This window comes from Stenotrophomonas sp. RG-453 (assembly GCF_033843685.1).
Taxonomy (GTDB): Bacteria; Pseudomonadota; Gammaproteobacteria; order Xanthomonadales; family Xanthomonadaceae; genus Stenotrophomonas; species Stenotrophomonas bentonitica_A.
The window spans coordinates 441,269-463,529 of the sequence record NZ_JAMYED010000003.1 but is presented as its reverse complement, the minus strand read 5'-3'; the positions used below and the strand labels follow the sequence as shown (position 1 = coordinate 463,529).

Sequence of the window (22,261 nt, the reverse complement as noted above, 5' to 3'; positions counted from 1 at the left end):
AAGCAAATTAGCGAGCCAGACGAACGAAGTCTGCCCATAGAATGAGTGCATTTCACCCAGACGCTGCGCTCTTTGCTTCGATCACGATGAAAATCAGGTTGGCGGTGCGCTTGAGCAAGCGATTCTCGAATTCAGGGACATTTACCCCCATATTCCAGCCCTGTGACACGCGTCCTTTAATGCGTTGAGGCGGCAAAGCCCTTTGCCAATGAAGACGGACTCGCCGCCCCCCCCTTAACTAGGGCGCCTCTCGGCGCCCCAGCTCTTTCAACTCATTCCCACTCAATAGTCGCCGGCGGCTTCCCAGAGATGTCATAAACCACCCTCGACACCCCCCGCAACTCATTGATGATCCGGTTACTAACCGTCCCGAGGAACTCATACGGCAGATGCGCCCAATGCGCCGTCATGAAATCGATGGTCTCAACGGCACGCAGCGCAATCACCCACTCATAAGCCCGCGCATCACCCACCACGCCCACCGACTTCACCGGCAGGAACACGGCAAACGCCTGGCTGGTCTTGTCGTACAGATCCGCCTTGCGCAGTTCGTCGATGAAGATGGCATCGGCCTTGGCCAGCAGCTCGGCGTATTCGCGCTTCACTTCGCCAAGGATGCGCACGCCCAGGCCCGGGCCCGGGAACGGGTGGCGGTAGACCATGCTGCGCGGCAGGCCGAGCTCAACGCCGAGGCGACGCACTTCGTCCTTGAACAGCTCGCGCAGCGGCTCGACCAGACCCAGCTTCATGTGTTCGGGCAGGCCGCCGACGTTGTGGTGGCTCTTGATCACATGGGCCTTGCCGGTCTTGCTGCCGGCCGACTCGATCACGTCAGGGTAGATGGTGCCCTGCGCCAGCCACTTGGCATTCTTCAGCTTGGTGGATTCCTCATCGAAGATGTCCACGAACAGGTTGCCGATGATCTTGCGCTTGGCTTCCGGGTCGCTCACGCCTTCAAGCTTGCTGAAGTAACGGTCGGCCGCGTTGACGCGGATCACCTTGACGCCCATGTGCTCGGCGAACATCGCCATCACCTGGTCGCCTTCCTGCCAGCGCAGCAGGCCGGTATCGACGAACACGCAGGTCAGCTTGTCGCCGATCGCCTTGTGCAGCAGCGCGGCCACGACGGACGAATCGACGCCGCCGGACAGGCCCAGAATCACTTCGTCATCGCCCACCAGCTCGCGCACGCGGGCGATCTGGTCGTCGATGATGTTGGCGGCGGTCCACAGGGTCTCGCAGCCGCACACGTCCACCACGAAGCGGCGCAGCAGCGCCTGGCCCTGCAGGGTGTGGGTCACTTCCGGGTGGAACTGCACGCCGTACCAGCGCTTCTCTTCGTTGGCCATCGCGGCCACCGGGATGCGATCGGTCACCGCGGTCACGGTGAAGCCCGGGGGCGCGACGGAGACGTGGTCGCCGTGGCTCATCCAGACATTCAACTTCGGCTCGCCACCATGGTCGCTCAGGCCCTTGAACAGTGCATCCGGGGCGACGACGTTGACTTCGGCGTGGCCGAACTCACGCTGGTCGGCCGCTTCGGTGGCGCCACCGAGCTGCGCGGCCAGGGTCTGCATGCCGTAGCAGATGCCGAAGATCGGCAGGCCGCTGTCGAACACTTCCTGCGGTGCGGCAGGCGCGCCCGGCAGCGTGGTCGATTCCGGGCCGCCGGACAGGATGATGCCCTTGGCGCCGAACGCGGCGATGTCAGCCGGGTTGTGGTCCCATGCCCAGATCTCGCAGTACACGCCGAGCTCGCGGATGCGGCGCGCGATCAGCTGGGTGTACTGGGCGCCGAAATCGAGGATGAGGATCTTGTCGTTATGGATGTTGGTCATGGTGCCCGGGCAATGCAGGAGTAAATACGGGAAACACAGCGTCGTTACCGGCGGCGGATAGAGAAAGAGGAACGGGAATCAGCTTCCTCGTTCCTCTTTGCTCATGCCGCATCAGGCGCGGTAGTTCGGCGGCTCTTTGGTGATCTGCACGTCGTGGACGTGGCTCTCGCGTTGGCCGGCGCCGCTGATCTTGACGAACTTCGGCTTGGTGCGCATGTCATCGACGGTGCCACAGCCCACATAGCCCATGGTGGCGCGCAGGCCGCCCATCAGCTGGTGGATGATGCCGCCGACCGGGCCGCGATACGGGACGCGGCCTTCGATACCTTCGGGCACCAGCTTGTCGGCGCTGGAGGCATCCTGGAAGTAGCGGTCCTTGGACCCCTTCTCCATCGCGGCCAGCGAGCCCATGCCGCGGTAGCTCTTGTAGGAGCGGCCCTGGAACAGTTCGGTCTCGCCGGGCGATTCCTCGGTACCGGCCAGCAGGCCACCGATCATGATGGTGGAGGCACCGGCGGCGAGCGCCTTGCCGATATCACCGGAGTAACGGATGCCACCGTCGGCGATCAGCGGGATGCGGTCCTGCAGCGCCTCGGCGACCAGGTCGATCGCAGTGATCTGCGGCACGCCGACGCCAGCGACGACGCGCGTGGTGCAGATCGAGCCCGGGCCGATGCCGACCTTGACCGCGTCCGCGCCGCTGTCCAGCAGCGCCAGTGCGGCTTCACCGGTGCAGATGTTGCCACCGACGACCTGCACCTGCGGGAAGTGCTTCTTGACCCAGCTGACGCGGTCCAGCACGCCCTGCGAGTGGCCGTGCGCGGTGTCGACCACCAGCACGTCCACCCCGGCGGCGACCAGCGCCTCGACCCGGCGGTCGGTATCGCCACCGACGCCGACGGCCGCGCCGACCAGCAGGCGGGTGGCGGTGTCCTTGGCGGCGTTCGGGTAATCGGTGTTCTTCTGGATGTCCTTGACGGTGATCAGGCCGCGCAGCGCGAAATCATCGTTGACGACCAGGATCTTCTCGATGCGGTTGCGGTGCAGCAGCTGCAGCACTTCATCGGAGGCCGCGCCTTCCTTGACCGTGATCAGGCGATCCTTCTTGGTCATGATGTGGCGGACCGGATCGTCCAGCTCGGTCTCGAAGCGCATGTCACGATGGGTGACGATGCCGACCAGCTGGCCGCCGCCGTCCACCACCGGCACGCCGGAGATGTTGCGCGCCTGGGTCAGGGCCAACACGTCGCGGATGGTGGTTTCCGGGCCGACGGTGATCGGGTCGCGGATGACGCCGGCCTCGAACTTCTTGACCTTGGCGACTTCGGCAGCCTGCTGCTCGACGCTCAGATTCTTGTGGATGATGCCCATGCCGCCGAGCTGGGCCATGGCGATCGCCAGGCGGGCTTCGGTGACGGTATCCATGGCGGCCGAGAGGATCGGAAGCTTCAGCCGCAGGTCGCGCGTCAGGCGCGTTTCCAGACTGACATCCTTGGGCAGGATGATGGAATGAGCGGGGACGAGGGAGACGTCGTCGTAGGTGAGAGCTTCAGCCTGGATGCGCAGCATCGGCATACCCGAGATGTGGGGAAGCGCGACATTTTACCCTGATTCGGGCGTCTTTGGCAGGGGGCGGATGCGACGCTGTGTCGCGTGCCCAGCCCTGCGGTTCAGCCATGGGCCGCCCGCCGTCCCGGAAGGGGGAGAGCCCCCGAAGTTCGGGGGCGGCCGCGAAGCGGCGGGGGCGTGGGTGCTGGTAAGTGGGGGCCCAAGGTTTGCGCAGCAAATCTTGGGAGCGTCAGCGCGAATGCGCGGACGCGTACCCTTCTGCCGCCTCGATCGTGTTCTGCATCAACGTAGCCACGGTCATCGGCCCTACCCCGCCCGGGACCGGGGTGATCCAGCTGGCGCGCTGGGCGGCGGCCTCGAAGCCGACATCGCCGACCAGGCGGCCGTCATCCAGGCGGTTGATGCCCACGTCGATCACCACGGCGCCCGGCTTGACCCATTCACCCGGGACGATGCCCGGGCGGCCCACGGCGACCACCAGGATGTCGGCGTTGCGCACAGACTGCTCCAGCACATCCTTGGGGGTGAACTTGTGGCAGCTGGTGACGGTGCAGCCGGCAATCAGCAGCTCCAGCCCCATCGGGCGGCCGACATGGTTGCTGACACCGACGATGGTGGCGTTGCGGCCGCGCACCGGCTGGTCGGTGTGGCCCAGCAGGGTCACGATGCCGCGCGGGGTGCACGGTCGCAGGCCGAACTCACGCAGGGCCAGATGGCCGACGTTTTCCGGGTGGAAGCCGTCCACGTCCTTGCGCGGGTCGATCCGGTGGATCAGGCGGTTGGCGTCCGGGATGCCCGGCAGCGGCAGCTGGACCAGGATGCCGTGGATCTTGGGATCGGCGTTGAGCTGGTCGATCAGGGTCAATAGCTCGGCCTCGGTGGTGCCGGCCGGCAGGTCGTAATCGAAGGCTTCGATACCCACTTTCTCGGCCGCACGGCGCTTGTTGCGCACGTACACGGTCGAGGCCGGGTCGCCACCCACCAGCACTACGGCCAGGCCCGGACGGCTGCCACCGGCAGCCAGGCGGGCATCGACCCGGACCTTGAGGCTGTCCAGCAGGTCTTCGGCGATGCGGCGGCCGTCGAGAATGCGGGCGGAAGAGACGGTGTCGGGGGTCGGTGAGCTCATCGAGGGCGGCAGGCGTGGGGGCGACGGTCGGCTATTGTCCCTGATTCGGCCCGCCCCGCCCACCGGTAGTGCCGGCGCCTTATTCTTCTTCGGGCACCTGGTCGGCGTTGAGCGTGCGCGCTTTGCGCTTGGGCGCAGTGAACGGCGTGGGCGTCGGCACGCCCGGCAACGCGCTGCCGAACACCATGTGCGCGCCGGCGCGCAGGTCGCCGCCCGCCATCTCCAGCTCGAAGCGTTCGGCATCCCGCTCGCGGATCTGCTCGGCGATCTCGCGCGCATCATCCGGATCGGCACCCAGCTCCATCAGCGCAGCCTGGCCAAACTGCAGGGCCGATTCGAAGGTCTCGCGGATCTGGAAGTCCACGCCGGCATGGATCAGGCGCAGCGAATGTTCGCGATCGAACGAGCGCACCAGCAGCTTGGCCTGGGGGAACTCGTGGGTGACCAGTTCGACGATGCGATCGGCATCCTGGTCGTTGTTGACGCACACCGCGATCGCACGCGCTGTCCCTGCGCCAGACGCATGCAGCACATCCAGGCGGGTGCCGTCGCCGTAGTAGATCTTGAATCCGAAGCGCTCGGCGTTATGGATCATGTCCACGTCGTTGTCGATGATGGTCACATCCACATCGCGCGCCAGCAGCGACTGACTCGCCACCTGGCCGAAGCGACCGAAGCCGATCAGCAGCACGCTGCCGGACAGGCCGTCGGCTTCTTCCACGCCATCGAGCGAGACTTCGCGATCCGGCATCAGCTTGTCGTGCAGCAGCACGAACAGTGGCGTCAGCGCCATCGAGAGCACGACGATCGCGGTGAGGTTGGCGTTGACCTGCACGTCAATCACGCCGGCCACTGCCGCGGCGGAGAACAGCACGAACGCGAACTCGCCGCCCTGCGCCATCACCACGCCGCGATCCAGCGCCTGACGATGATCACTCCCGAGGATGCGCGCGACCACGTAGATGCAGACCGCCTTGGCCAGCATCAGCGCGAACACGCCGGAGACGATCAGCGGCCAGTTGTTGGCGACCACGGTGAGGTCCAGCGCCATGCCCACACTGAGGAAGAACAGACCGAGCAGGATGCCGCGGAACGGCTCGATGTCCGCTTCGATCTGGTGGCGGAACGTGGACTCGCTGAGCAGCACGCCCGCGAGGAACGCGCCCATCGCCATCGACAAGCCACCCAGCTGCATCAGCAGCGCGGCGCCGAGCACGACCAGCAGCGCGGCCGCCGTCATCACTTCGCGCGCCTTGGCGGCAGCAAGGATGCGGAACAGCGGATTGAGCAGGAAGCGGCCGACCAGCACCAGCCCGACGATCGCACCGGCGGCGATACCCACGGTGACCCAGCGCGAGCTCTCGCCCGCATCGCTGTGCACCGGCGCCATGAACGCGACCACGGCCAGCAGAGGCACGATCAGCAGATCTTCGAACAGCAGGATCGAGACGATCTTCTGGCCGGTCGGCAGCGCGATGTCGCCGCGCTCGGCCAGCAACTGCATCACCACCGCGGTGGAGGTCAGCACGAAACCGGCCGCGCCGATGAAAGCCACCGGCAACGGTAAACCGAGCAGCATGCACACGCCGGTCAACACGGTGCCGCAGACCACGATCTGCAGCGTGCCCAGTCCGAAGATCTCGTTGCGCAGGCTCCACAGATGCGAGGGCCGCATCTCCAGGCCGATCACGAACAGGAACATCACCACGCCGAGCTCGGCGGTATGCAGGATGGCCTGCGGATCGGAGAACCACCCGAACCCGAACGGGCCGATGGCCAGGCCGGCGGCGAAATAGCCCAGCACCGAGCCCAGCCCAAGCCGGCGGAACAACGGCACCATGACCACTGCCGCGCCCAGCAGAGCGACGACTTTCACCAGTTCACTGGCACCTGCTTCCACCGCCATGCGGTTGCTTCCCCGGACTACACAAGATGGGTCAACGATAGGGCAAAGCGAGGAAGGGCAATAGCGCGGATGATGCGTTTAATCGTACTGAATTCAGAACGATATCGAACCTGGATGCCAGATCGTCCCGAAATCGCGACCTAACCCAGCGGTAGCCACGCCATGCTTGGCTGCGCTGACCTGGCGGCCCCTCGCCGACGGCATCCACGCAGTGCGTGGATCTACGTGGACCCTGGCGAACCGCATCCACGCATGGCGTGGATCTACGCGGCCCCTCCGCCGCTGCAGAAGGCGGCGTAATCGATGTACCCGGGGAAGTCGCGCCCGGGCGCGCACAACGGGCAACCCGGGTCGGGCCGCAGCCGCGTCTCGCGGAAGCGCATGCCCAGCGCGTCAAAGGTGAGCAGGCGCCCGATCAGCGGCTCGCCGATGCCGAGCAGCAGCTTGAGCACTTCGGTGGCCTGCAGCAGGCCGACCATGCCCGGCAACACGCCGAGCACGCCCGCCTCCGAGCAGTTGGGCGCAAACTCCGGCGGCGGCGGCTCGGGGAACAGGCAGCGGTAGCACGGCGCGGTGCCGCGCTGGCGGCCAGCGTCGAACACGCTGACCTGCCCGGTGAAGCGCTCCACCGCGCCATACACCAGCGGGATGCCGTGCTGCAGGCAGGCATCGTTGAGCAGGTAGCGCAGCGGGAAATTGTCCGAACCATCCAGCACCACGTCGACCCCCTCGAGCAGCGCATCGATGTTGTCCGAGGTGACCCGCGCCTGCACGGCCTCCACGTCCAGCGAGGGATTGAGCGCGAGCAGGCGTGCGCGCGCGGAGAGCACCTTGGGCTCGCCGACGCTGGCATCGGTGTGGATGATCTGCCGATGCAGATTGCTGCGGTCCACCACGTCGTCATCGGCGATGCGCAGGTGCCCTACCCCGGCCGCGGCCAGGTAGAAGCTCGCCGGTGCACCCAGGCCGCCCGCGCCGAGCACCAGCACGCGCGAAGCGAGCAGCGTCTTCTGACCTTCGATACCGACCTGCGGCAACAGCAGATGACGCGAGTAACGCTCGTTGAAGTCGCGCTCGGCATCGCTCTGCATCGGCTGCGCCAGGGGCAGGCCGTCACCGCGCCAGGCGGTGGTGCCGCCGTGGACGGAGGCGACATTCGTGTAGCCCAGGTCCGACAGGAAAACCGCGGCCTCCATCGAACGCCTGCCGCTCTGACAGATCAGGACGACCTCGCGGTCGGCGGCCGGCAGGTGGGCGTCTGGCTCGGCCTGGAGATCGCCCTTGGCGATGCCGAGGGCGCCTTCGGCCATGCCGGTGGCGCGTTCGTGCGCCTCGCGGATGTCGATCAGCAGCGCGCCATGGGCGAGGCGTTCACGGGCCTGGGCCGGGGTGAGTTCGGGGATCGTGCTCATGCGGGGATTATCGCGCACGGGCGCGCCGGCCGCCCCAATGAAAAGAGCCGGCTTGCGCCGGCTCTTTTCTGCATCACTTGCCCTTGACGTGCTTGATCAAGCGCCGCTTGCGCTTGAGCTGACGTTCGGTGAGCACGTTCTTCTTGCCTTCGTACGGGTTCACACCCTCGCGGAAGATGAACTGCACGGGCGTGCCGACCAGCTTGAAGCGCTTGCGGAAGAAGTTCTCCAGATAGCGCTTGTACGACTCCGGCAGGTCTTTCAGACGGGTGCCGTGGACGATGAAGGTCGGCGGGTTGGAACCGCCCGGATGCACGTAGCGCAGCTTGGACACGTGACCACGGATCGCCGGCGGCGGGTTGGTCTCGTAGGCCGTTTCCAGCGCCTTGTTGACTTCGCTGGTACTGAATTCGTGCGTCGCCGAGGCGTGCGCAGCATGGATGCAGCGGAACAGCTCACGCAGCCCCGAGCCGTGCTTGGCCGAGATGCGCACCACTTCCGCCCACGGCACGAAGCCGAGCTTGCGCGACACCAAGGCTTCAGCCTGCTCGCGCTGGTAATCGGTCAGGCCATCCCACTTGTTGATCGCCACCACCAGCGCACGGCCGGCATCAAGCACCGCGCCGAGCACGCTGGCGTCCTGATCGGTCACGCCTTCGGAGGCATCCAGCATCAGCACCGCAACCTGGCACTGCTCGATGGCCTGCAGGGTCTTGATGACGCTGAACTTCTCGACCACCTCCTCGACACGCGCCTTGCGACGCAGGCCGGCGGTATCGATCAGGCGGTACTCACGCCCGTCGCGCTCCATGTCCACCGCGATCGAATCACGGGTGGTACCGGGCACTTCGGAGGCGATCATGCGCTCCTCGCCGAGCAGACGATTGACCAGCGTCGACTTGCCCACGTTGGGGCGGCCGACGAAGGCGATGCGAATGCGGTTCGGATCGGTGTCCAGGGTCTCGGTGGTGCCCTCTTCCGGCAACCGTTCCACGACCTCGTCCAGCAGATCATCCAGGCCCTGACGGTGCGCGGCCGAGACGGTCAGCATTTCGCCGAAGCCGTAACGGGCAAATTCCGAACGCACGGTGTCTTCGTTCATGCCGTCGATCTTGTTGATCAGCAGCAGGGTCGGACGGGCCAGCTTGCGCAGCCAGGACAGGATCTCGTCGTCCATCGGGCCCTCACGGGCATCGACCACGAACAGGATCAGGTCCGCCTCGGCGGCGGCGGCGCGGGCCTGGCGGGCGGTAGCGCCGGCCAGACCTTCTTCTTCACCGGCGATACCGCCGGTATCGACCACCAGGAACGGGTGGTCTTCATCAAGACGACAAACACCGTAATTACGGTCCCGGGTCACGCCGGGCTGGTCATGGACCAGCGCGTCGCGCGTACGGGTAAACGCATTGAACAGCGTGGACTTGCCGACATTCGGCCGTCCAACCAGGGCGACCAAGGGCAGCATCGCGGTAACTCCTTATTGTGCCAACCGGAACGCGGTCAGCTTTCCATCAACGTTCTGCACCAGCAGAATCCCATCGGCGGCTACCGGCTGGGCCAAGAGGGCGTCGCCGCCACTCTTGGCGCGCGCCGCGAACTCACCGTTATCGGTCCGCAACCAGTGCAGATACCCCTTGTAATCACCGACCACAACGTAATCGCCGTGGATGACCGGACCGGTCAGCGAACGACGGGCCAGGCCCGTCTGCGACCACATGGCCGAACCGCTGGCCTTGTCCAGGCCGAACACGCCGCCCTTGTTGTCGGTGACGAACACATTGCCCGAGGTCAGGGCCACGCCACCGGCGCCGCCATGATCACGTGCCCACAGCGGACGGCCGGTCGGGCCTTCGATCGCCATGGTCTGGTTCTTGAAACTGCTGACGAACAGCGTATTGCCTTCCAGCACCGGGGCGCCGTCGATATCGGCCATGCGCTCCAGCTCGGTACGGCCTTCGCCGGTGCCGACCATCTGGTCCCACAGCGTGCGGCCGTCCTGCATGGCCAGCGCGGCGATGGAGCCGTCGTCGTTGCCGATGAACAGCACGCCCGGGCCGGTGACGACCGGCGCGTTGCCACGCACGGTCAGCGCCGGCAGCTCGCGCGGGTTGAACCAGCGCTGGGTGCCGTTCTCGGCATCCAGACCGGTCACGCGACCGTCGTTGCTGCGCACGAACACCATGCCCTGGCCCACGGCCGGGGCGGAGATGACTTCACCCGGCACCTTGGCACGCCACTTTTCGGTGCCGTCGGCCGCGTTCAACGCGATGACTTCACCATCCAGGGTGCCGATGACGACCAGGCCGTCACCCACGCCCGGGCCACCGGACAGACGCAGCTTGGGCTGCTTCTTGACCTTGGCCGGTTCGTAGGTCCAGATCTTCTTGCCGGTCTGCAGGTCGATGGCATGCACGCCACCGTAGATGGCGGCCGCGTAGACGCGACCATCGGCGACCACCGGGCCCTGACGGACGCCGATGCGCTTCTCACCCTTGCCGACGTTGGCCGTCCAGATCTTGTCGACCTTGGCGGTGGCATCGAATTTCACCAGCTCGGCCGGTTCCAGTGCCTTCTTGGCCGCGGCATCTTTGCCGGCGAACCAGCCCTTCATCGTGCTGCAGCCGGTCAGGGCCATGCCCAACAGGGCAACCGTGGCAACGCGCTTGATCATGACCATCTGATTCATTACACCGACTCCGCAGGATCGGTGACGGTGCCACCGGCATCCGTCAACTTGGTTTCCAGCAGGCGCCGCTGGGGCGCTGCCACGTCCAGCGTCTTGAGCGCCTTCTCATATTGCTCGCGGGCGGCATCACGCTTGCCCTGCGCCATCAGTGCATCGCCATGGATCTCCAGGCTGGCGCTGTCGGTCGCGGTACCGAGCTGCTTGATCGCATCTTCGGTCTTGCCGGTGGCCACCAGCAGGCGCGCAACGCGCTGCTCGATCACCGGCTTGAATTCGGGGTCGGCCTTGATCGCGCGCAGGGTCGCCAGCGCGTCTTCGTTCTTGCCGGCATCGACCTGGGCCTTGGCCAGCTGAAGGGCAGCCAGATCGGCGTAGATGTTGGCCTTGCCGCTTTCCAGGTCCTTCACACCCTTGGCGGCCTGCTCCAGATCCTTTTCTTCCAGGCTCTTGAGGACGATCTGGTACTGGACGTTGGCGCCAGCCAGGCTGTTGCTGTGCCGGGTCTGCCACTCTTTCCAGCCCCAGATGCCACCGATCGCGATGGCTACGCCAGCGAGGATGCTGACACCGTTCTTCCGCAGCCAGCCGCGGACGCGTTCACTTTGTTCGTGCTCGTCGAGCAGGTCGTCGATCGCCATGCGTACTCTCGCCCCGCCCATGAGGAGGAGCTATTTGAATTGGATTGGGGAAACGCGGTTCAGTGCGAAACTGGGACCACGGAGCCGTCAGAGGATACCGTAAAGCGTGCCACGTTGGCTCGCTGGTACGGCGAAAGGTCGACGATAGTGCCGGCCTGCTGAACCTCGACCGCCGATGCATTGCCCAGCACCATGCGGGCTACCTGGCCTGGCGCGAAGCTACGGGTCTCGCCAGACTTGATCAGGGCCTTTTCGACGGTGGTGCCGTCGGGCCCGGAAATATCCACCCAGCTGTCGCCTTTGAACTGCAGGCTCAGTGCACCAGCCGGCGCTGCCGGCGCGGCGGCCGGACGCGGGACCGGGGTCAGCGACGCCAGGTACGGCGCTGCCGGCGCAGACGGCTTGGCCGCCTCGACGGCCGCCGGTGCGGCCGCTTCCGGAGCGTCACCGCCGGCCACCGGGACCGCCGCCGGGATCACATCCAGCGACGCGGTGTTCGGGGTGGTGGCAGTGCCATCGAAATGACCCCGGGTGGCGAACCAGACCGGCACGGCCAGCACCGCGGTGATGCCGACATACAGGACGCGACGGCCCAGGCTCTCGGCAATGCGGCGGGCGCGCGGGGTATGGGTATGGCTGACCAGCTGTGGCGGCACGATCGGCCCGATATGGGCCTGCTCGAGGATGTCGTCGATGTCCACCTTCAGCAGGCGGGCATAACTGCGCAGCTGGCCACGGACGAAGACCGGCGCGCCAAGGCGCTGCCACTGCTCTTCTTCAAGGGACTTCACTACCTGGACCGGCATGCGCAGCTGCTGCCCCACGGCCTCCAGGGTCAGTCCGGCCGCTTCCCGGGCCTGGCGAAGACGAGCTCCGCAACCGGCCGCAGTATCAAAAGCGTTCACAGTCTGGTCATCAATCACAATGCTTCAACCCCGGGGATTAGGTGCCGCATCCTGCGGAAATTCGTCATGAATTCGCTGCAGATAGCGACCGGATGCCACGCTGTCGCCAAGCCGCGCCTCGATTTGAGAGGCAAGTTGTAACACGGAACGTGTGGCCGGCGCAGCCGTCAAACGCCGTTGCGAAAAGGCGCGGGCCTCGAAATAACGCCCTTCGGCGTACTCATTGCGGGCCATCGACTCCAGCGCGTAGGCATTGACGGGATCTATCTCAAGCGCCCGCCGGAGGTCCCGAACCGCCCGCGCGGGCTGGCCTGCGTCCAGTGCACAGCCGCCGGCATTGGCCAGGGCGGAGGCCGGGGTGGTATAGCCTGGGGCCTGCAGCGCCCGGTCGAACCAGGCCAGCGACTCGGCCGGCTGGCCATGAGCACATAGCCAGGCACCATAATTGTTGAGAACGTCGCCGCGCTCGGGCCCCAGCTCGGCCGCTCTGCCGTACAGGCGCCCGGCTTCGGCCTCGTTGCCGCGCTGGGTGGCAATCGCCGCCAGCAGCATGTAGGCCTCGGGGCGGCGCGCATCGATCTTCATCGCGGCCCGCACCCGCTTCTCGGCGGCATCCGGGGCGCCCGCGCGCAGCGATTCGCCAGCCAGGACCATCTGGTCCTGGTAGTTCACCCGCTTGCGGATCTCGGGGTTGTCGCGGGCCTCGTAGGTCGGCGCGACCTCGAGTGGACCGGACGGCGGCTTGATCCCCTGCTGTTTGCCACAGCCGGCCAATGCCAGCGCGAAGAAAACAACGGCTGGCAATCGGCGATCAGGCAGCGGCATCCCGGTTTTTCCCGTCCTGCAGCGTTTTGTTGAACTCGGCCTGGCGGCGCGTACGGTCCATCACCTGGCCCTTGAGCTGGCCACAGGCGGCATCGATATCGTCGCCACGGGTACGCCGCACCATCGTCAGCACCTGCGAATCGAGCAGGATCTTCTGGAAGGCGCGGATTTCGGTTTCGCCGGAACGCTCGTAACGCGTGCCCGGGAACGGATTGAAGGGGATCAGGTTGACCTTGCCCGAGTTCGAGGCCTGCACGGCGTTGTCGAACTGGCGCATCAACCGCGCCAGCTGGCGGGCGTGCTCGGGCTGGTCATTGATGCCCTTCATCAGGGTGTATTCGAAGGTGACCGATTCGCGGCGCTTGTTGGCGCGCAGGTAACGTGCGCACGAGGCCATCAGCTCGACGATCGGGTACTTCTTGTTGAGCGGGACCAGGGTCTCGCGAAGTGCATCGTTGGGCGCATGCAGCGATACCGCCAGCGACACGTCGCTCTCGGTGGACAGGCGGTCGATCTGCGGCACCAGGCCGGAGGTGGACAGCGTCACGCGCTTGTTGGCCAGGCCGTAGCCCAGATCGTCGCGCATCACGCTCATGGCGCGCACGACGTTGTCGAAATTCATCAACGGCTCGCCCATGCCCATCATCACCACGTTGGTGAGACGACGCTGCTTGTGCGGGATGTTGCCCAGATGGCGCGCGGCGACCCACACCTGGCCGATGATCTCGGCGGTGGAGAGGTTGCGGTTGAAGCCCTGGGTAGCGGTCGAACAGAACGTGCAGTTCAGCGCGCAGCCGACCTGTGAAGACACGCACAGCGTGCCGCGGTTCTTGTCCGGGATGTAGACGGCCTCGATGGCGTTCTTGCCATCGGTACCCATCGCCAGCAGCCACTTGTGGGTGCCGTCGGCGGAGGGCTTGTCGAACACGATGTTCGGAACCAGCACCTCGGCATGCTGCTTGAGCTTGGCGCGCAGCGCCTTGCCGAGGTCGGTCATTTCATCGAAATCGGTGACGTAGTGATGGTGGATCCACTTCATCACCTGATGGGCACGGTAGCGCGCTTCGCCGAGTGTCTCGGCGAAGAAGCGCTCCAGACCCTCGCGATCGAGGTCGAGCAGGTTCTGCTTGGCCACAGCCGGGCCCGGAACGAGCACGGATGGGATGGCGGTTGGCTGTACGACCTCGTTCACGGCATCACTCTCAGCGCGAGACGACTTCAGTCGCGGCGAAGAAATAAGCGATTTCGATCGCGGCATTCTCAACCGAGTCCGAGCCGTGGGCGGCATTGGCATCGATGGATTCAGCGAAGTCGGCGCGGATGGTGCCTGCGGCGGCTTCCTTCGGGTTGGTGGCGCCCAGCAGGTCGCGGTGGGCCAGCACGGCGTTCTCGCCTTCCAGCGCCTGGATCATCACCGGGCCGGAGATCATGAACTCGACCAGCGCGTTGAAGAACGGACGCTCGCGGTGCACGGCGTAGAAGCCTTCGGCTTCACGGCGCGACAGCTGCTTGTACTTGGCGGCGACGACCTTCAGGCCGGCCTTTTCGAAGCGGGCGTAGATTTCACCGATGACGTTCTTGGCGACGGCGTCCGGCTTGATGATGGAAAGGGTGCGCTCCAGCGCCATGGGAATACTCCGTTGGGCGGGCCACTTGATCGGCCCGAGGTTAACATGAAAAAAACCCGCGTCAAAACGCGGGCTTAGCCTGATATACGTGCGCCAATTCTAACGTGTCCTCCCCATCTCCGGTAGTGCCACGCCATGCGTGGCAGGACTGCACCCACTGGGGTAGCTCACCCCCGTTCAGGCAATGACGACGTTGCCAGCCATGGACAGGCACGGCAACGCGCAGATGAACGAACCCCCCTTCCTGCTGCGCCGCACAATGCGGACGCGCAGCCACGGGTCTAATATCAAACAATCGTTTGATTGAACTGCCCTGCCCCATGGCCAAACCTGCCCACTTCTCCACCAAGGACCGCATTCTCGGCGCCGCCGAGGAACTGTTCGCCCTGCACGGGTTCGCGGGCACCTCGCTGCGCCAGGTCACCAGCCAGGCCGATGTGAACATCGCCGCGGTCAACTATCACTTCGGGTCCAAGGAGAACCTGGTCAACGAGGTGTTCCGCCGCCGCATGGATGAAATGACCTCGGCCCGGCTGAGCCAGCTGGACAGCGCCCGCCGCGAGCACCCCGGTGAACTGCGCCCGGTGCTGGCCGCCTTCGTGGAGCCGGCCCTGGCCATGGCCCAGGACCGCCAGACCGGCGGCGCCTTCGTGCGCGTCATCGCCCGCGCCTACGCGGAGAAGAACGACAACCTGCGCAAGTTCCTGTCCGACCATTACGGCCACGTCCTGCGCGACTTCGGCAAGGCGATCTCCGCCTGCGTGCCGGAGCTCAGCAAGGAAGAGCTGTACTGGCGCCTGGATTTCCTCGCCGGCTCGCTGACCTATGCCATGGCCGACTTCGGCCTGATCAAGCGACCCGCCGGTGTCACCGAAGCGGCGCATCGTGCCCATGCCGCCCAGGAACTGATTCATTTCGCCGAAGCCGGATTCCGCGCGAGCGCGGCCTCGAGCGCTTCGACGTCCTCCCTTTCCACCCCGTAGAGCCGGGCGCTGACCGGCTTCCAGACAACAAAGGCTTATCGACATGTCCAATTCCCTGCTAGTCCGCCGTGCCGCCGTGCTGGGTGCCGGTGTCATGGGCGCCCAGATCGCCGCCCACCTGACCAACGCCGGCGTCGACACGGTGCTGTTCGACCTGCCCGCCAAGGAAGGTCCGGCCGATGGCATCGTGCTCAAGGCGATTGCCAACCTGGGCAAGCTCAGCCCTGCCCCGCTTGCCAGCAAGTCCTACGCCGAGGCGATCACGCCGGCCAACTATGAGACCGGCCTGGAGCAATTGAAGGACTGCGACCTGATCATTGAAGCCATCGCCGAACGGATGGACTGGAAGCAGGACCTGTACAAGAAGATCGCCCCGTTCGTGGCCGATCACGCGGTGCTGGCCTCCAACACCTCGGGCCTTGGCATCAACAAGCTCGCCGACGTGCTGCCCGAGCAGCTGCGCCACCGCTTCTGCGGCGTGCACTTCTTCAACCCGCCGCGTTACATGCACCTGGCCGAGCTGATCCCGGCCACCACCACCGATGCCTCGGTGCTGGAAGGCCTGGAAGCCTTCCTGGTCACCACCCTGGGCAAGGGCGTGGTGTACGCCAAGGACACGCCGAACTTCATCGGCAACCGCATCGGCGTGTTCTCGATCCTGTCCACCATCCACCACACGCAGGAATTCGGCCTGGGCTTCGACGAAGTGGACGGCCTGACCGGCCCGCTGGTCGGCCGCCCGAAGTCGGCGACCTACCGCACCTCCGATGTGGTCGGCCTGGACACCATGGCGCACGTGATCAAGACCATGGGCGACACCCTGCCCAACGATCCGTGGCATGAATTCTTCAAATCGCCCAAGTGGCTGGACGCACTGATCGCCAAGGGCGCGCTGGGCCAGAAGACCGGTGCCGGCATCTTCCGCAAGGTCGGCAAGGACATCATGGTGCTGGACCTGGAGAAGCAGGACTACCGCCCTGCCGACCGAGCCGCCGCGCCGGAAGTGGTCGAGATCCTGAAGATCAAGAACCCGGCCGAGAAGTTCGCCAAGCTGCGCGAAAGCCAGCATCCGCAGGCGCAGTTCCTGTGGGCGACCTTCCGCGACCTGTTCCACTACAGCGCCTACCACCTGGCCGACATCGCCGAGACCGCGCGCGACGTGGACCTGGCCATCCGCTGGGGCTACGGCTGGTCGCTGGGCCCGTTCGAAACCTGGCAGGCCGCCGGCTGGAAGCAGGTCGCACAGTGGATCGCCGACGACATCGTCGCTGGCAAGAGCATGAGCAATGCGCCGCTGCCGGATTGGGTGTTCGATGGCCGCGATGGCGTGCACGCCGCCGAGGGCAGCTACAGCCCGTCGCGCAATGCCAAGCTGCCGCGCTCGGCGCTGCCGGTGTACCAGCGCCAGCGCTTCCCGGATCCGCTGCTGGGCGAGAACTTCAGCCCGGGCGAAACCGTGTTTGAAAACGACGGCGTGCGCATGTGGCACGACGGTGACGGCATCGCGGTGGTCAGCTTCAAAACCAAGATGAACACCGTGTCCGACCACGTGCTCAACGGCCTGCAGGAAGCGATCAAGCGCGCCGAGCAGGACTACAAGGGCCTGGTGATCTGGCAGCAGAAGGAACCCTTCTCCGCCGGTGCCGATCTGGCCGGCGCGCTCGGCCTGCTGCAGGCCGGCAAGGTCGATCAGTTCGAAGAGATGGTGCACAACTTCCAGCGCACCAGCCAGGCGATCAAGTATTCGCTGGTGCCGGTGGTGACCGCGGTGCGCGGCCTGGCCCTGGGCGGTGGCTGCGAGTTCCAGATGCACAGCGCCAAGAGCGTGGCCGCGCTGGAAAGCTACATCGGTCTGGTCGAGGCCGGCGTCGGCCTGCTGCCGGCCGGCGGTGGCCTGAAGGAACTGGCCGTGCGCGCCTCGCAGGCGGCCGGTCCGGGCGGTGATGTGTTCGCCGAGCTGAAGAAGACTTTTGAAACCGTCGCGATGGCCAAGGTTTCCAACTCCGCGGTCAACGCCAAGGAACTGGGCCTGATGCGCGCCACCGACAAGGTGGTGTTCAACAGCTTCGAGACGCTGCACATCGCCAAGGCCGAAGTGCTGGCGCTGGCCGAAGGTGGCTACCGTCCGCCGATGCCGGCCCGCCGCATCCAGGTCGCCGGCGACGTGGGCATCGCTACGTTCAAGATGATGCTGGTCAACATGCTGGAAGGCCGCTTCATCAGCCCGTACGACTACGAGATCGCCGTGCGCATCGCCACCGTGCTGTGCGGTGGCGAAGTGGATCGCGGCACGCTGGTGGACGAAGAGTGGCTGCTGACGCTGGAGCGCAAGCACTTCGTCGAACTGGCCCAGCAGGAAAAGACCCAGGCCCGCATCGCGCACATGCTCAAGACCGGCAAGCCGCTGCGGAACTGACGGAAGACATCGGTAGTGCCGGCCGCTGGCCGGCAACCTCTTCCAACCCCTATTCAAGAGATCACTGCAATGACCAAGCAAATCCAGGACGCCTACATCGTCGCCGCCACCCGCACCCCGGTGGGCAAGGCGCCCAAGGGCGTGTTCCGCAATACCCGCCCCGACGACATGCTCGCCCACGTGCTCCGCTCCGTGGTCGCGCAGGCGCCGGGCGTGGACGTCAACCGCATCGATGACGCGATCATCGGCTGCGCGATGCCCGAAGCCGAGCAGGGTATGAACGTGGCACGCATCGGCGTGCTGCTGGCCGGCCTGCCGGACACCATCGCCGCACAGACCGTCAACCGCTTCTGCTCCTCGGGCCTGCAGGCCGTGGCCATGGCTGCCGACCAGATCCGCCTCGGCAATTCGGACCTGATGCTGGCCGGTGGTACCGAGTCGATGTCGATGGTGCCGATGATGGGCAACAAGATCGCGATGGCCCCGAGCGTGTTCGACAATGACCACGTCGCCATCGCCTACGGCATGGGCATCACCGCCGAGAAGGTCGCCGAAGAATGGAAGGTCTCGCGTGAGGACCAGGACGCCTTTGCGCTGGCCTCGCACCAGAAGGCCATCGCCGCGATCCAGAACGGCGAGTTCAAGGACGAGATCAGCCCGTACGACGTGCGCACCCGCCAGCCGGACCTGGCCGACGGCCGCCGCATCATCACCCGCGACAAGATCGTGGATACCGACGAAGGCCCGCGCCTGGATTCGTCCGCCGAAGGCCTGGCCAAGCTGCGCCCGGTGTTCCGCAACGGCCAGTTCGGCGGCACGGTCACCGCCGGCAACTCCTCGCAGATGAGCGATGGCGCCGGTGCGGTGCTGCTGGCCTCCGAGCAGGCGATCAAGGACTACGGCCTGACCCCGCTGGCCCGCTTCGTCAGCTTCTCGGTGGCCGGCGTGCGCCCGGAAGTGATGGGCATCGGCCCGATCGCCGCGATCCCGAAGGCACTCAAGCAGGCTGGCCTGACCCAGGACCAGCTGGACTGGATCGAGCTCAACGAAGCCTTCGCCGCACAGTCGCTGGCCGTCATCCGCGATTGTGGCCTGGACCCGTCCAAGGTCAACCCGCTGGGCGGCGCGATCGCCCTGGGCCATCCGCTGGGCGCGACCGGCGCGATCCGTACCGCCACCCTGCTGCACGGCCTGCGCCGTCGCCAGCAGAAGTACGGCATGGTGACCATGTGCATCGGCACCGGCATGGGTGCGGCGGGCATCTTCGAATCGCTGTAAGGATTGATCGGTGCCGGCCTGCGGGTCGGCACCGAGGCAACGGGTATGACCGGCGTGACCGGCGGCAACATTGCAACGGGTCGCCGCCGACCGTTGGTCGGTGCAGGGCGGGAAACGAAAAGGGCAGCCTCGCGGCTGCCCTTTTCTGTTGTGACGGGAGCCGGCCAGCGGCCGGCACTACCGTTGCTGCTTGAGAGCCGGCCAGCGGCCGGCACTACCACCGCTGCATCGCGCGGGGGCAGCTCGTTCTCAGCCCTCTGCCAGCATCTTCTGCAGCACTTCGCGTGCAGGACCGGCCAGCTTCTCGTTGTCGAGGGCGAAGCGGATCGTGGCTTCGACCAGACCCAGGTGGGTACCGCAGTCGAAGCGGCGGCCCTCGAAGCGGTACGCGTCGACGCGCTCGCTCTTGAGCAGTTCGGCGATGGCGTCGGTCAGCTGGATCTCGCCACCTGCACCGGTCCCGGTCGCTTCGAGCAGCTCGAAGATCTTCGGGCTCAGCACGTAACGGCCGACCACGGCCAGGTCGCTCGGGGCGTCCTCGGGCTTGGGCTTTTCAACGATGGCGCTGATCTTGCCCTGGCGGCCGTCGAAGGCCTCGGTGGCCACGATGCCGTAGCTGCCGGTCTTGTCATGCGGCACGTCTTCAACGGCAATGATGCTGGCGCCGCTGGCTTCGTTGGCGTCGGCCATCTGCTTGAGCGCGCCGTTGCCACGGTTCCAGATCAGATCGTCGGGCAGCAGCACCGCGAACGGCTCGTCGCCCACGATCGCCTTGGCACACAGCACCGCATGGCCCAGGCCCAGCGCTTCGGCCTGGGTCACGAACACGGCGCGCACGCCATTGGGCAGCACATGGCGAACCAGTTCGAGCTGTTCCTGCTTGCCGGCGCGCTCGAGTTTCTGCTCCAGCTCGTAGGCCTTGTCGAAATAATCCGCGACCGCGTGCTTGTAACGGTTGGTGATGAAGATCAGCGTGTCACAGCCCGCCTCGATCGCCTCATCCACGGCATATTGGATCAACGGCCGATCAATGATCGGCAGCATTTCCTTCGGAACGGTTTTGGTGGCCGGCAGGAATCGCGTTCCCAACCCTGCGACAGGAAATACCGCCTTACGAATACGCTTGCTCATCAGAACCTAGTGGCCTCACGCGCCGGAAAGGCGAGCACTTTAGCAGAGCTGACGTGATCGTCCTGTTGCAAAGGAGAAAATTCGGGCATGGTCGCAAACAGAATGCTGTTGATCGCATCAGTATCGTAGCTGGCAATCGCCTCGCGCAGTTTCGGCACATTGGCCAATACCTGCTCACGCGCGAACGTGCGCACGCCTGCCTCGAGAATCTTCGGATGCGCGGTCGGACGATAATCTTCGTCGGAATAGAACAGCGTTTCGTGCAGTTTCTCGCCCGGCCGCAGGCCCGTATAGACGATGGCGATGTCCTTGTAGGGCTGCTTGCCGGCCAGGCGGATCATCTGCTCGGCCAGCACGCGGATCGGCACCGGCTCGCCCATGTCCAGCGTATAGATCGCCCCATGCGAGGCCGACGCGGCCGCCTGCAGGATCAGCTGGCAGGCCTCGGGAATGGTCATGAAGTAACGGGTGACTTCCGGGTCGGTCACGGTAACCGGACCGCCCTTGAGGATCTGCTCGCGGAACACCGGCACCACGCTGCCGGCCGAGGCCAGCACGTTGCCGAAGCGCACAGTCACGAAACGGGTGTGGCTGGTCTTCTGGTCCAGGCTCTGGCAGATCATCTCCGCGTAGCGCTTGCTGGCACCCAGCGCGTTGACCGGATCGACCGCCTTGTCGGTGGAGATGAAGACGAAATGCTCGATGCGCGCTTCGACGCAGGCGCGCGCCACCGTTTCGGTGGAGAGGATGTTGTTGCGCACCGCTTCGCGCAGCTGGCGCTCCAGCACCGGCACCTGCTTGTAGGCGGCGGCATGGAAGACCGAGTCCACCCGCGACAGCGACAGCGCATGGCGGATCACGGCGGGGTCACCGCAGTCGCCGAGCACCGCTTCCACCACCAGATCCGGGAAGCTGCGCTGCAGCTCGGCTTCGATGGTCAGCAGAAGCAGTTCACTCATCTCCACCAGGACGATGCGCCCTGCCCCGTGGCGCGCGCACTGGCGGCACAGCTCTGAACCGATCGAACCGCCCGCGCCGGTGACCAGCACGGTGCGCCCACCCAGCCAGCCGCGGATCAGCGCCCAGTCCGGCAGGATCGGCTTGCGGCCGAGCAGGTCCTCGATCGCCACTTCCTTGAGCTCACCCGGCAAGGAATGGCCCAGCAGGATGTCGTTGAGCTTGGGCACCATCCGGAACGGCACGCCGGTGCTTTCGCAGATGGCCACCACCCGCTGCATGCCCACGGCATCCAGCGACGGGATGGCGATCACCAGCAGCTTGGCGGCGGTCTCGCGGACCACGGCCGGGGCATCTTCCAGGGTGCCCAGGATCGGCAGGCCCTGCAGCTTGGCGCCCTGCAGATGCGGGGCGTCGTCGAGCAGGCCGACCGGCTCGAAATCACCGGAGCGGCGCAGGTCGCGGACCAGGGCCTCGGCCGCCTGGCCGGCACCCAGGATCAGCACACGGCGCGCGGTGACGTCGGACTGCAGCGCCTGATAGTCCTTCCATGCGCGGTACAGCAGGCGCGGCGCGCCCAGCAGCGCCGACAGCGCGAACGGGTAGATGACCAGCACGGACATCGGTACGCCTTCAAAGCGCTTGTACGCCAGGGCCACCACGATGGCGAGCAGGCCGATGAAGCTGGCTTTGAAAATGTTGAGCAGATCGGCAACGCTGGCAAAGCGCCACAGGCCGCGGTACAGACCCACCCGCCAGAACACCACTGCCTGGATGACCAGCACCAGCGAGGTGTCGATGTTCCAGAGCGGCAATGCCGGCGCGTCGGCCAGCATCGAGTAGCGTCCGGCATGCAGCAGCTGCCAGCACGCCCAGACCATGAACAGGTCGTGGGCCACGATGGCCGCGCGCGGCATCAAGCCGGTAAGTCGGTCCTGCCAAGGGGTCATAAACAACGTA

General features: G+C 65.8%; 17 protein-coding genes. 3 read left to right on the top strand and 14 right to left on the bottom strand.

Going from position 1 to position 22,261, the window contains the following annotated elements:
* Window positions 1–272 precede the first annotated feature (272 nt).
* From guaA to ndk, 12 genes are all read right to left on the bottom strand, one after another.
* On the bottom strand, window positions 273–1,838 hold the full coding sequence (gene guaA, locus NJD74_RS07770) for a glutamine-hydrolyzing GMP synthase (protein WP_176989808.1): 1,566 nt from the start codon (window positions 1,836–1,838) through the stop codon (window positions 273–275).
* Window positions 1,839–1,949: 111 nt separating this feature from the next.
* Window positions 1,950–3,407, bottom strand: coding sequence for an IMP dehydrogenase (guaB, locus tag NJD74_RS07765; RefSeq protein WP_046273777.1), 1,458 nt, complete (start codon window positions 3,405–3,407; stop codon window positions 1,950–1,952).
* Window positions 3,408–3,636: 229 nt separating this feature from the next.
* Complete coding sequence (folD, locus tag NJD74_RS07760; RefSeq protein WP_102788359.1) at window positions 3,637–4,536, bottom strand: bifunctional methylenetetrahydrofolate dehydrogenase/methenyltetrahydrofolate cyclohydrolase FolD; 900 nt, start codon at window positions 4,534–4,536, stop codon at window positions 3,637–3,639.
* A gap of 79 nt (window positions 4,537–4,615) precedes the next feature.
* A complete protein-coding gene (locus tag NJD74_RS07755; protein WP_319623905.1) occupies window positions 4,616–6,442 on the bottom strand; it encodes a monovalent cation:proton antiporter-2 (CPA2) family protein in 1,827 nt (608 codons plus the stop codon).
* 263 nt (window positions 6,443–6,705) lie between these two features.
* Window positions 6,706–7,854, bottom strand: a complete 1,149-nt coding sequence (gene moeB, locus NJD74_RS07750; RefSeq protein WP_319623904.1) for a molybdopterin-synthase adenylyltransferase MoeB — start codon at window positions 7,852–7,854, stop codon at window positions 6,706–6,708.
* A gap of 73 nt (window positions 7,855–7,927) precedes the next feature.
* Entirely contained in the window at window positions 7,928–9,319 is a 1,392-nt protein-coding gene (gene der, locus NJD74_RS07745) for a ribosome biogenesis GTPase Der (protein WP_019183084.1), read from the bottom strand.
* A gap of 12 nt (window positions 9,320–9,331) precedes the next feature.
* Window positions 9,332–10,540: an outer membrane protein assembly factor BamB gene (gene bamB / locus NJD74_RS07740; RefSeq protein ID WP_019183085.1), complete on the bottom strand. Its 1,209-nt coding sequence runs from the start codon at window positions 10,538–10,540 to the stop codon at window positions 9,332–9,334.
* Window positions 10,540–11,178, bottom strand: coding sequence for a tetratricopeptide repeat protein (locus NJD74_RS07735; RefSeq protein WP_019183086.1), 639 nt, complete (start codon window positions 11,176–11,178; stop codon window positions 10,540–10,542). Before NJD74_RS07735 ends, bamB begins: the two co-directional genes overlap by 1 nt.
* A gap of 59 nt (window positions 11,179–11,237) precedes the next feature.
* Window positions 11,238–12,101, bottom strand: coding sequence for a RodZ domain-containing protein (locus tag NJD74_RS07730; RefSeq protein ID WP_019183087.1), 864 nt, complete (start codon window positions 12,099–12,101; stop codon window positions 11,238–11,240).
* Between the two features lie 6 nt (window positions 12,102–12,107).
* The gene (gene pilW, locus NJD74_RS07725; protein ID WP_019183088.1) at window positions 12,108–12,908 is read right to left on the bottom strand and encodes a type IV pilus biogenesis/stability protein PilW; all 801 of its coding nucleotides are present in this window, start codon (window positions 12,906–12,908) and stop codon (window positions 12,108–12,110) included.
* The gene (gene rlmN / locus NJD74_RS07720; protein WP_172838060.1) at window positions 12,895–14,043 is read right to left on the bottom strand and encodes a 23S rRNA (adenine(2503)-C(2))-methyltransferase RlmN; all 1,149 of its coding nucleotides are present in this window, start codon (window positions 14,041–14,043) and stop codon (window positions 12,895–12,897) included. Before rlmN ends, pilW begins: the two co-directional genes overlap by 14 nt.
* A gap of 67 nt (window positions 14,044–14,110) precedes the next feature.
* Complete coding sequence (gene ndk, locus NJD74_RS07715) at window positions 14,111–14,536, bottom strand: nucleoside-diphosphate kinase (RefSeq protein ID WP_008265389.1); 426 nt, start codon at window positions 14,534–14,536, stop codon at window positions 14,111–14,113.
* 320 nt (window positions 14,537–14,856) lie between these two features.
* Here ndk and NJD74_RS07710 point away from each other — a divergent pair, with 320 nt between their 5' ends.
* From NJD74_RS07710 to NJD74_RS07700, 3 genes are all read left to right on the top strand, one after another.
* Window positions 14,857–15,519, top strand: coding sequence for a TetR family transcriptional regulator (locus tag NJD74_RS07710; protein ID WP_019183090.1), 663 nt, complete (start codon window positions 14,857–14,859; stop codon window positions 15,517–15,519).
* Window positions 15,520–15,562: 43 nt separating this feature from the next.
* Window positions 15,563–17,935, top strand: coding sequence for a 3-hydroxyacyl-CoA dehydrogenase/enoyl-CoA hydratase family protein (locus tag NJD74_RS07705; RefSeq protein WP_319623903.1), 2,373 nt, complete (start codon window positions 15,563–15,565; stop codon window positions 17,933–17,935).
* A gap of 69 nt (window positions 17,936–18,004) precedes the next feature.
* A complete protein-coding gene (locus NJD74_RS07700; RefSeq protein ID WP_019183092.1) occupies window positions 18,005–19,213 on the top strand; it encodes an acetyl-CoA C-acyltransferase in 1,209 nt (402 codons plus the stop codon).
* A gap of 249 nt (window positions 19,214–19,462) precedes the next feature.
* On the opposite strand, the gene galU is transcribed toward NJD74_RS07700, so the two are convergent.
* Together galU and NJD74_RS07690 are read right to left on the bottom strand one after the other, a co-directional pair.
* The gene (galU, locus tag NJD74_RS07695; protein WP_019183093.1) at window positions 19,463–20,344 is read right to left on the bottom strand and encodes a UTP--glucose-1-phosphate uridylyltransferase GalU; all 882 of its coding nucleotides are present in this window, start codon (window positions 20,342–20,344) and stop codon (window positions 19,463–19,465) included.
* Window positions 20,344–22,251: a nucleoside-diphosphate sugar epimerase/dehydratase gene (locus NJD74_RS07690; RefSeq protein WP_046273767.1), complete on the bottom strand. Its 1,908-nt coding sequence runs from the start codon at window positions 22,249–22,251 to the stop codon at window positions 20,344–20,346. Before NJD74_RS07690 ends, galU begins: the two co-directional genes overlap by 1 nt.
* Between the last annotated feature and the right edge of the window lie 10 nt (window positions 22,252–22,261).